11 protein-coding genes are annotated in these 9,031 nt (G+C 57.7%); 5 read left to right on the top strand and 6 right to left on the bottom strand.

The genetic code is table 11. The features are described 5' to 3' along the window. Positions 1-13: 13 nt before the first annotated feature. The 4 genes from ACTJJA_RS20760 to ACTJJA_RS20775 all read right to left on the bottom strand — a co-directional run bounded on the left by ACTJJA_RS20760 (position 14) and on the right by ACTJJA_RS20775 (position 2,961). A complete protein-coding gene (locus tag ACTJJA_RS20760) occupies positions 14-271 on the bottom strand; it encodes a phosphopantetheine-binding protein (RefSeq protein WP_010436544.1) in 258 nt (85 codons plus the stop codon). Beyond that, positions 252-1,067 carry a lysophospholipid acyltransferase family protein gene (locus ACTJJA_RS20765; RefSeq protein WP_089598667.1) on the bottom strand — a complete coding sequence of 272 codons (816 nt, stop codon included), beginning with the start codon at positions 1,065-1,067 and terminating at the stop codon, positions 252-254. Before ACTJJA_RS20765 ends, ACTJJA_RS20760 begins: the two co-directional genes overlap by 20 nt. Beyond that, positions 1,064-1,786, bottom strand: coding sequence for a beta-ketoacyl synthase chain length factor (locus ACTJJA_RS20770; protein ID WP_042717281.1), 723 nt, complete (start codon positions 1,784-1,786; stop codon positions 1,064-1,066). The genes ACTJJA_RS20765 and ACTJJA_RS20770 overlap by 4 nt, the downstream gene beginning before the upstream one ends. 125 nt (positions 1,787-1,911) lie before the next feature. Then, the gene (locus ACTJJA_RS20775) at positions 1,912-2,961 is read right to left on the bottom strand and encodes an AI-2E family transporter (RefSeq protein ID WP_042717282.1); all 1,050 of its coding nucleotides are present in this window, start codon (positions 2,959-2,961) and stop codon (positions 1,912-1,914) included. 142 nt (positions 2,962-3,103) lie between these two features. On the opposite strand from ACTJJA_RS20775, the gene ACTJJA_RS20780 reads away from it, so the two are divergent. Continuing rightward, positions 3,104-4,321 carry an MFS transporter gene (locus tag ACTJJA_RS20780; protein ID WP_440669091.1) on the top strand — a complete coding sequence of 406 codons (1,218 nt, stop codon included), beginning with the start codon at positions 3,104-3,106 and terminating at the stop codon, positions 4,319-4,321. A 4-nt stretch (positions 4,322-4,325) separates the two neighbouring features. On the opposite strand, the gene ACTJJA_RS20785 is transcribed toward ACTJJA_RS20780, so the two are convergent. Together ACTJJA_RS20785 and ACTJJA_RS20790 are read right to left on the bottom strand one after the other, a co-directional pair. After that, positions 4,326-4,883 carry a DcrB family lipoprotein gene (locus ACTJJA_RS20785; protein WP_440669092.1) on the bottom strand — a complete coding sequence of 186 codons (558 nt, stop codon included), beginning with the start codon at positions 4,881-4,883 and terminating at the stop codon, positions 4,326-4,328. Positions 4,884-4,955: 72 nt separating this feature from the next. Next, entirely contained in the window at positions 4,956-5,621 is a 666-nt protein-coding gene (locus ACTJJA_RS20790) for a 7-cyano-7-deazaguanine/7-aminomethyl-7-deazaguanine transporter (protein ID WP_010436525.1), read from the bottom strand. A 167-nt stretch (positions 5,622-5,788) separates the two neighbouring features. Between ACTJJA_RS20790 and tusA the strand changes: the two genes are divergently transcribed. The 4 genes from tusA to ACTJJA_RS20810 all read left to right on the top strand — a co-directional run bounded on the left by tusA (position 5,789) and on the right by ACTJJA_RS20810 (position 9,013). Next, on the top strand, positions 5,789-6,031 hold the full coding sequence (tusA, locus tag ACTJJA_RS20795) for a sulfurtransferase TusA (protein WP_108417690.1): 243 nt from the start codon (positions 5,789-5,791) through the stop codon (positions 6,029-6,031). 191 nt (positions 6,032-6,222) lie between these two features. Further along, entirely contained in the window at positions 6,223-7,194 is a 972-nt protein-coding gene (locus ACTJJA_RS20800; protein ID WP_420984685.1) for a TRAP transporter substrate-binding protein, read from the top strand. A gap of 12 nt (positions 7,195-7,206) precedes the next feature. Continuing rightward, positions 7,207-7,716: a TRAP transporter small permease gene (locus tag ACTJJA_RS20805; RefSeq protein ID WP_010436519.1), complete on the top strand. Its 510-nt coding sequence runs from the start codon at positions 7,207-7,209 to the stop codon at positions 7,714-7,716. Between the two features lie 10 nt (positions 7,717-7,726). After that, complete coding sequence (locus tag ACTJJA_RS20810; RefSeq protein WP_148401170.1) at positions 7,727-9,013, top strand: TRAP transporter large permease; 1,287 nt, start codon at positions 7,727-7,729, stop codon at positions 9,011-9,013. Positions 9,014-9,031 lie beyond the last annotated feature (18 nt).

Here is a 9,031-nt window from a genome sequence, read left to right on the forward strand (position 1 = left end):
AGCGGGTAAATTCTCAGGCGCGTTGTTGATGGATAAAAGCCGCGAGCGTGGCAACGGAATAGAAGTGCTGACGCATCTCGTCGCTTTCGGCAGAAAGCACTACGCCATACTGATTTTTCACAGCCAGCCCCAGCTCCAGGGCATCTATCGAGTCCAGACCCAGCCCGTCGCCAAACAGCGGGGCGTCAGTATCGATATCCTCTGGCGTAAGTTCTTCCAGATTCAGCGTAGAGATAATGAGATTCTTAATTTCAAGATAGAGCGCTTGCATCTTTCGTTCCTGACAAAGATTGAAGACCGGTTGTTAACTGATGCTGCATATGCCGGTTTAACTGCCTTGCCGCCAGCGCCGGTTCGTGCTGGCTCGCATCGTAAAAATCATGAATGTTGATGCGTTCGCGAACATCCACGGTAAAAAAAGGTTTGTTGGGCGGAACGTTGTACCAGCTGCTTTGCTTATCCAGCATGCGTTCGCTGCAGTGGATCACCACCACACGCACAGCGCTATTGCAGCGAACGGCGATGTTAGCCGCCCCGCGCTGCAGCGTGATGGCTTCGCCAACGCGCGTGCGGGTCCCTTCCGGGAATATGAGCAGCGTATCGCCCTGTGCCAGACGCTGCTGGCTGGCGGAGAGCAGGGTTTCAGCTTCGCTGTTGATCAGATAATCCGCGGCGCGGATCACCCCGCTGACAAACGGGTTACGCAGTAGGGCGCTTTTCACCAGGCAGTCGGTTTCGTTCATGACCGACGCCAGGAACACGTAGTCCAGCAGCGAAGGGTGGTTAGCTATCACCAGACAGCCACGCTCCGCGCGCAGCACGTCGAGGTTGTTGAAGCGGTAATCCAGCACCCCCACCCCGCGTACCACCGCGAGAAACAGGCGAAAACTGGCGGAAATGCTGCGGCGGGCCAGCTGGCGGCGCTTCGCGCGATCGCGCTGGATAACCAGCAGCAGGTTAAACCACACCAGCGACAGCAGCAGCCCGCCGAGGCCGAACAGCGCGAAGCAGAATCCGGTCATCGTCATACGCCATAACCGGTCGAGACGCGAAGTCAGTCCGCTCATTTGCGCGTCCATTGCCACTGGAGGCGTTCGCCAGAGAGGGTAAATTGCGGCGCGTCGTTCAGGTAATGGCGCAGGAACTGGAGGCTTTGCGGCAGCGCGGGCTCTTCACCTTCACTTCCGCCACGCGTTTCGCAGCAGAGCAGATCGCCGGCTTCAATCACCAGCGCCAGGGCATACGGCCAGACGGGCATCTGCGGCGGCAGCCCGGCGTGATAAAACGCAGGCAGGACGCCGTCAAAATCGACCAGCAGCACGCGGGAATAGCCCGCATGGAGCAGGCTTAATACTTCACACAAACCTTGCTGGAAGGTATCCATACCGGCGGAGACCGACGAGGAGACAATCGGCTGACGCGCGGCGATCGTGAGATTGCCGACGGCAGCATTGTGGACCGACATGGCAAAATCCGTGGGAGAAACAGGTTCTTCCGCCGCCAGCGCCTGCAGAATGCGGTAATTGCGCTCCAGTTCACCATGGCGACTGCTGTAGACGACGGCGTCAATCTGGTGTTTTCGCAGCATCGCGAGGCCGATATCCACCGCCAGTCTGCTGCCAGAGTTGAGGCGGCGCGCGGTCATCATCGGCAGGTCGGTCAGTTTTGCCAGCGGCGCGGCGGGATCGATAGCGTCAGACTGGCGTGACCAGTCCTGCCACGCAGCGGCATCGCCCAGTCCTGGCGCTCGTGCCTGCCAGTCGATAATCGAGAGTGTAAATTTCATCTACGCGCGTCCGCGATAAACCTGTTTCTGTGACTTATTCTTCGCAAGCGCGATGAGCTGCGCACATCGTACAATGTTGTTGGCGCGCATGCGAATAAACGTCTCTTTTAGCCCTTTCCCTGCGATTAGCCCGGCAACCGGCTTTTTGGTCGACCTGGACCCAGCAGAATGGCGAGTTTACTGCCGCCTTTGGTGGTCTCCATCCAAATTTTACAGACGCTGGTGAGCGGTACCGACAGTAACATCCCGACGGGACCCAGCAGCCAGCCCCAGATCAGTAACGATAAAAACACCACCAGCGTCGACATGCCCAGCCGGTGGCCCATCATGCGCGGCTCGAGAATATTTCCCAGCACCATATGCACGACAAGGAAAAGCGCCCCGACCAGCATGCATTCGTAAAACCCGTTAAACAGGAAGGCCTGGATCATGGGCGGCACGGCGGAGAGCACCGCGCCAATGTTGGGCACGTAGTTTAACAGAAACGCCAGCACGCCCCACATCAGCGCGAACTGCACGCCCATTAGCATCAGCCCCAGCCAGACGATAATCCCGGTCCACAGGCTTAATAACGTTTTCAGCGCCAGATATTTGGTGACGCCCTTTAATGCGCGGTGTAAACCGGCAATGTGAATTTGCGGATTGTTCAGCGCAAAGCGCAGTTTGTAGGGTACGTGGCGGACTTCGAACAGCATAAACACCACCGTCATCACCAGCAGCAGAATGCTGGCCATCGCGCCGGAAAGGCCGGTCATCAGCGTGGTGGCGTAGGTCATCACCTTCTCTGAATCCATCCGGCGCAGCATCCGTTCTGGCGAAATATGCAGGTTGATAAACGGCATCATCTCCTGCAAATCAACCAGCTTGCGGGTGAGGGCTTTGTTGTATTGCGGCAGCATGGTCGAGAATTCACTCAGGGAGGCAGCCAGCACGCCAAACAGCGCCGTCAGAACAATCAGCATGACGATGACGACGATAGTAATCGCCACCGGACGGCTGACGCCGCGGCGTAAAAACCAGGTCACCAGCGGGTTGAGTACAATGGCAAAAAAGAGCGCCAGTAACAGCTGAACGATGATATCCGCCGCAGCGTGGATACCTGCCAGGATAACGACCAGACAGGCGAGTTTTAACAAAATGTGAAGTCCTGCTTTATCGGGCGGGCTGGCTGTCATACGAATTCCTTTTTCGGGGGGCTTGTTTATTGTAGTGCGCCGGATCCCCTTCGTCTGGGGTGTTACTCTGAAAGTCACTGCTGATTTTCATCTCTCTTCATGGTAATAGTGAAACACTGTTGCAAAAATCCAGGTTAAACCCATGCCCGAACCTTCCGCCGAACCGGCACTGAGCGGAGTGCGCCTCAATCTGCGCATTGTTTCTGTTGTGATTTTTAACTTCGCCAGCTATCTGACGATTGGCCTGCCGCTGGCGATCCTGCCGGGCTACGTTCACGACGTGATGGGCTTTAGCGCCTTCTGGGCGGGGCTGGTCATTAGCCTGCAATACTTTGCGACGTTGATAAGCCGCCCCCATGCGGGACGTTACGCCGATCTGTTTGGGCCGAAGAACATTGTCGTCGTGGGGCTGTGTGGCTGCTTTCTGAGCGGGCTGGGGTACTTTCTGGCGGCCACCGCCAGCCAGTGGCCGCTGGTCAGTCTGGTGCTGCTGTGCCTGGGCCGCGTGATTCTGGGCATCGGGCAAAGCCTGGCAGGTACCGGGTCAACGCTCTGGGGCGTGGGCGTCGTCGGCGCATCGCACATCGGGCGAGTGATCTCCTGGAACGGGATTGTCACCTACGGCGCCATGGCGATTGGCGCGCCGCTTGGGGTGGTGTGCTACGCCTGGGGCGGTCTGTACGGCCTGTCCCTCACCATTATGGCGGTTGCGCTGCTGGCGATCCTGCTGGCGCTGCCGCGTCCGAAAGTGAAAGCCAGCAAGGGCAAGCCGCTGCCGTTTCGCGCGGTGCTGGGGCGCGTCTGGCCATACGGGATGGCACTGGCGCTGGCGACCACCGGCTTTGGGGTGATCGCCACCTTCATCACCCTGTTTTACGACGCCAAAGGCTGGGACGGCGCGGCCTTTGCCTTAACCCTGTTTAGCTGTGCCTTTGTCGGCGCGCGTCTGCTCTTCCCGAACGGCATTAACCGTCTGGGCGGGCTGAACGTGGCGATGATCTGCTTTGCGGTCGAAATCGTCGGGCTGCTGCTGACCGGGATCGCCACTGCGCCGTGGATGGCGAAAATCGGCGTCTTTCTTGCGGGGGCGGGCTTCTCGCTGGTCTTCCCGGCGCTGGGCGTGGTGGCGGTGAAAGCCGTGCCGCAGCAAAATCAGGGGGCCGCGCTCGCCACCTATACGGTGTTTATGGATATGTCGCTGGGGATCACCGGGCCGCTGGCAGGGCTGGTGATGGCCTGGGCTGGCGTGCCGGTTATCTATCTGGCGGCGGCAGGTTTAGTGGTGCTGGCGCTGATGCTGACGTGGCGGCTAAAAAAATGGCCCCCGGTGCACGCACCGGAGGCCACGTCATCCTCGTGAAAGATTATTGAATCACGAGGGTGTTAATGATGTTTTCTGCGGCAGTCTGCGCTTTCTGCTGGTCTTCCGCAGGCAGCGTGATTTGCAGGGTCAGCAGTTTGTTATCAACTTTACCCAGTACCACGGAAGAGTAAGCGGTCTGGCCTTTCGCAGAGATAATGCTGTCCAGCTGTTGCAGCGTGTGGCCTTTGAGTTCGATAGACTTATTGGTCACCACCTGCAGCTGCGGGTCGCGGCTACGCTGCTGATCTTCCAGACGTTTGGACAACACGTTCAGCGCTTCAGTGGTGTCGTCACCCACAATCACAATGACCGCTTTCTGACCGGTTGCGTCGGAATACACGTGCATGTTGTTCGCCTGGGTACCCAGCTTGCCGCTCTGATCGGTCATATCCGCTGGCAGAGAGAAACTGAGTTTACCGTCCAGCAGGCTTACCGGCTGCCCGGTCGCGTTGCTCTCTGCGGACGCGCCCTGTGCAGGCGTTTTGGTGTCGCTGTTATCACAGGCTGCAAGGCCAACAACCAGCAGGCCAATCCCGACATATTTAACCAGATTGCGCATTGACTTCTTCCTTTCGATAAACGGCCATAGCGGCTCATTCGTTCATCTTATCACAACTGATAAAGCGAACCTTTAACCTGCCTGCAATGCGGTGATTTCAGATTTATCTGCCAGCCTTTTCAGCAGCATATTCAGCAGCACGCCGTACATCGGCAGGAAGAACACAATACTGATAAGCACCTTGAAGCAGTAGTCCACCAGAGCGATTTCCATCCAGTGTTCGGCCATGAACGCATCCGGGCTGCGCCAGAAGGCGATGAAGAAGAAGGCCAGCGTATCGCTCACGTTTCCGAACAGCGTGGAGGCCGTTGGCGCCATCCACCAGCGGTGATTTTGACGCAGGCGGTTAAACACGTGAACGTCGAGGATCTGCCCCAGCGCGTAGGCCATAAAGCTGGCGGCGGCGATACGGGCGACAAAGAGGTTGAAATGCGTCAGCGCTTCAAAACCCTGCCAGCTTCCCATGTAGAACAGGGAAGAGATCACATACGACACGAACAGCGCCGGGAGCATCACCGCGAAAATAATGCGACGCGCCAGCGGTGCGCCAAAGATTCGCACGGTCAGATCGGTGGCGAGGAAAATAAACGGAAAACTGAACGCGCCCCAGGTGGTATGGAAACCAAAAATGGAGATCGGGAGCTGCACCAGATAGTTGCTGGAGGTGATCACCAGCAGATGAAAAAGCGAAAGCCAGAACAACGCTTTTACGCGCTGTGATTGAGAAAACTGCGTCATATTGTGACCTTTTTATACGTTGGGGTGAGGGAACCCAATAAAAACCGCCGCATGATACTGCTTTGACGGGACTTTGCAATGGCTAATTTTCACGCAACCGTTAACCTGGTTTGCATTGGCGGCAACCGGGCGTAAACTACAGCCGTTTTATTTTGATCGAGAAGACCATGACCGACCTGTTTTCCAGCCCAGACCACACCCTTGACGCCCAGGGCCTCCGCTGCCCGGAGCCGGTAATGATGGTGCGCAAAACCGTGCGCACTATGCAGACCGGTGAAACGCTGCTGATCATCGCAGACGATCCGGCCACTACCCGCGACATTCCCGGCTTTTGTACCTTTATGGAACACGAACTGGTGGCGCAGGAAACGGACGCGCTGCCGTACCGGTATGTGATTCGTAAGGGGTAAGTGCGGCAAGATGCCCTCACCCCGACCCTCTCCCACGGGGAGAGGGGGGAAACCTTTCTAAACCATCGTTTCAAATTTTCGCGCTTTTGTGAGGCGCTTCACCTCCGCTTTTCCAGCCGTAGTCTAATTTTTAAGCGTATAAAAATAAAACGCCGTTTTAACGCTTATCTCACTACCCTGGAGTTGACCCGATGAAAACGACCCTCAAGCCGTTACTGGCCGCGCTGTGTCTGTCTGCTTTTGCCTGTACCGTTTCTGCTCAAACCATCAAAGCTGCCGATGTACACCCCGAAGGCTACCCGAACGTGGTGGCGGTTCAGCACATGGGTGAAAAACTCAAGCAGCAAACCGACGGCAAGCTGGAGATCAAAGTCTTCCCCGGCGGCGTGCTCGGAGATGAAAAGCAGATGATTGAGCAGGCGCAGATGGGGGCCATCGACATGATCCGCGTCTCGATGGCGCCGGTTGCCGCCATCCTGCCGGATATCGAAGTCTTCACGCTGCCGTACGTCTTCCGCGATGAGGACCACATGCACAAGGTGATCGACGGAGATATCGGCAAGCAGATTGGCGACAAGCTGACCGCGAACCCGAAATCGAAGCTGGTGTTCCTCGGCTGGATGGATTCCGGTACCCGTAACCTGATCACCAAAGAGCCGATCGTTAAGCCGGACGATCTGAAAGGGAAAAAAATCCGCGTGCAGGGTAGCCCGGTGGCGCTCGCCACGCTGAAGGATATGGGGGCAAACTCGGTCGCGATGGGCGTGAGCGAAGTCTACAGCGGCATGCAGACCGGGGTGATCGACGGCGCGGAGAACAACCCGCCAACCTTTATCGCCCACAACTACATGCCGGTCGCCAAAAACTACACCCTCAGCGGCCACTTTATCACCCCGGAAATGCTTCTCTACTCAAAAGTGAAATGGGACAAGCTCAGCGCCGATGAGCAGCAAAAGGTCCTGACGCTGGCCCGCGAAGCGCAGTTCGAGCAGCGCAAGCTCTGGCAGGCCTATAACGACCAGGCGCTGGCGAAAATGAAGGCGGGTGGGGTGCAGTTCCACGACATCGACAAAACGGTGTTTATCAAAGCCACAGAGCCGGTGCGCGCCCAGTATGGCGACAAGCATCAGGATCTGATGAAAGCCATCGCTGACGTCCAGTAAAACGGAGTACGTATGTCCGAACTCTACCTGAAGTGGATGGACCGTCTGTACCTGCTCGCCATGACCGTGGCGGGCGTCTCGCTGCTGGTGATGACGATCGTGATCCCGATTGGCATCTTCTCGCGCTACGTGCTCAACCGCGGGGAGTCCTGGCCGGAGCCGATCGCCATTATCTGCATGGTGACCTTTACCTTTATCGGCGCAGCGGTAGGGTATCGCGCCGGATCGCACATCGCGGTAAACATGCTCACCGACCGTCTGCCCGACATGCTTAAAAACCTCTGCGCCCGCGTGGTCGACCTGCTGATGCTGCTGATTTCCGCGCTGATGTTCTGGTACAGCCTCTGGCTGTGCGTCGACCTCTGGGAACAGCCCGTCGCGGAGTTCCCGCTCCTGACCTCTGGCGAAAGCTATCTGCCGCTGCCCGTCGGGTCGGCCATTCTGATCCTGTTTGTGATTGAACGCCTGCTGTTTGGCTCGCAGGAAAACCGTCCCGTCGTGCTTATCGGCAACCACAGTTAAGGGGTGAACAATGGATGCATTCGTTTTGTTATTCACCCTCGCCATTCTGCTGGCGCTGGGAATGCCGGTGGCTTTCGCCGTGGGCTTAAGTGCCGTGGCGGGGGCGTTGTGGATCGATCTGCCGCTGGAGGCGCTGATGATCCAAATCACCAGCGGGGTGAACAAGTTTACCCTGCTGGCGATCCCGTTCTTTATCCTTGCCGGGGCGATCATGGCGGAAGGGGGCATTGCCCGACGGCTGGTGAATTTCGCCTACGTGTTTGTCGGCTTTATTCGCGGCGGGCTGTCGCTGGTGAACATTGTCGCCTCAACGTTCTTCGGCGCGATTTCCGGCTCGTCGGTGGCGGATACGGCCTCTATCGGCAGCGTGATGATCCCGGAGATGGAGAAGAAGGGCTACCCGCGGGAATATGCGGCGGCGGTAACGGCCAGCGGTTCCGTGCAGGCGATTCTGATCCCGCCCAGCCACAACTCGGTCATTTACTCGCTGGCCGCGGGCGGGACGGTTTCTATTGCCACGCTGTTTATTGCGGGCGTGCTGCCGGGGCTGCTGTTAGGGCTATGTCTGATGATCCTCTGCCTCGGCTTCGCCCATAAGCGCGGCTACCCGAAAGGCGAGAAAATCCCGTTTAAGCAGGCGCTGAAGATATTGCTCGATGCCCTGTGGGGGCTGATGACGGTGGTGATCATCCTCGGCGGAATATTGTCCGGGATCTTCACGGCAACCGAATCCGCCGCCGTGGCCTGCCTGTGGGCGTTCTTCGTCACCATGTTCATCTACCGCGATTATAAGTGGAGCGAACTGCCGAAGCTGCTGTGCCGGACGGTGAAAACCGTCACCATCGTGATGATTTTGATTGGCTTTGCGGCGGCATTTGGTGCGGTGATGACCTACATGCAGCTCCCGACGCGCATCACCGAGTTCTTCACCTCGCTCTCCGATAACAAGTACGTGATCCTGATGTACCTCAACGTCATGCTGCTGCTGATTGGCACGCTGATGGACATGGCGCCGATCATCCTGATCCTGACCCCGGTGCTGCTGCCGGTCACCAATTCGCTGGGGATCGACCCGGTGCATTTCGGGATGATCATGATGGTGAACCTGGGGATCGGGCTGATCACCCCGCCGGTCGGGTCGGTGCTGTTCGTGGCGAGCGCGGTGAGCAAGCAGAAGATTGAAACCGTGGTGCGCGCCATGCTGCCATTTTACGGCATGCTGCTGGTGGTGCTGGGGATGGTGACGTACATCCCGGCGATTTCATTATGGTTGCCGAGGGTGTTAGGGATGCAGTGACGCCGTTTTTTGCCGGGT

This window comes from Enterobacter sp. 22452 (assembly GCF_052045065.1).
GTDB classification, from domain to species: Bacteria; Pseudomonadota; Gammaproteobacteria; order Enterobacterales; family Enterobacteriaceae; genus Enterobacter; species Enterobacter mori.

Coding starts and splice junctions, on each gene's coding strand:
- ACTJJA_RS20785 (WP_440669092.1), bottom strand. CDS start 4,883: ATGCGCAATCTGGTTAAATATGTCGGGATTGGCCTGCTGGTTGTTGGC.
- ACTJJA_RS20810 (WP_148401170.1), top strand. CDS start 7,727: ATGGATGCATTCGTTTTGTTATTCACCCTCGCCATTCTGCTGGCGCTG.
- ACTJJA_RS20770 (WP_042717281.1), bottom strand. CDS start 1,786: ATGAAATTTACACTCTCGATTATCGACTGGCAGGCACGAGCGCCAGGA.
- ACTJJA_RS20800 (WP_420984685.1), top strand. CDS start 6,223: ATGAAAACGACCCTCAAGCCGTTACTGGCCGCGCTGTGTCTGTCTGCT.
- ACTJJA_RS20765 (WP_089598667.1), bottom strand. CDS start 1,067: ATGAGCGGACTGACTTCGCGTCTCGACCGGTTATGGCGTATGACGATG.
- ACTJJA_RS20775 (WP_042717282.1), bottom strand. CDS start 2,961: ATGACAGCCAGCCCGCCCGATAAAGCAGGACTTCACATTTTGTTAAAA.
- tusA (WP_108417690.1), top strand. CDS start 5,789: ATGACCGACCTGTTTTCCAGCCCAGACCACACCCTTGACGCCCAGGGC.
- ACTJJA_RS20790 (WP_010436525.1), bottom strand. CDS start 5,621: ATGACGCAGTTTTCTCAATCACAGCGCGTAAAAGCGTTGTTCTGGCTT.
- ACTJJA_RS20805 (WP_010436519.1), top strand. CDS start 7,207: ATGTCCGAACTCTACCTGAAGTGGATGGACCGTCTGTACCTGCTCGCC.
- ACTJJA_RS20780 (WP_440669091.1), top strand. CDS start 3,104: ATGCCCGAACCTTCCGCCGAACCGGCACTGAGCGGAGTGCGCCTCAAT.
- ACTJJA_RS20760 (WP_010436544.1), bottom strand. CDS start 271: ATGCAAGCGCTCTATCTTGAAATTAAGAATCTCATTATCTCTACGCTG.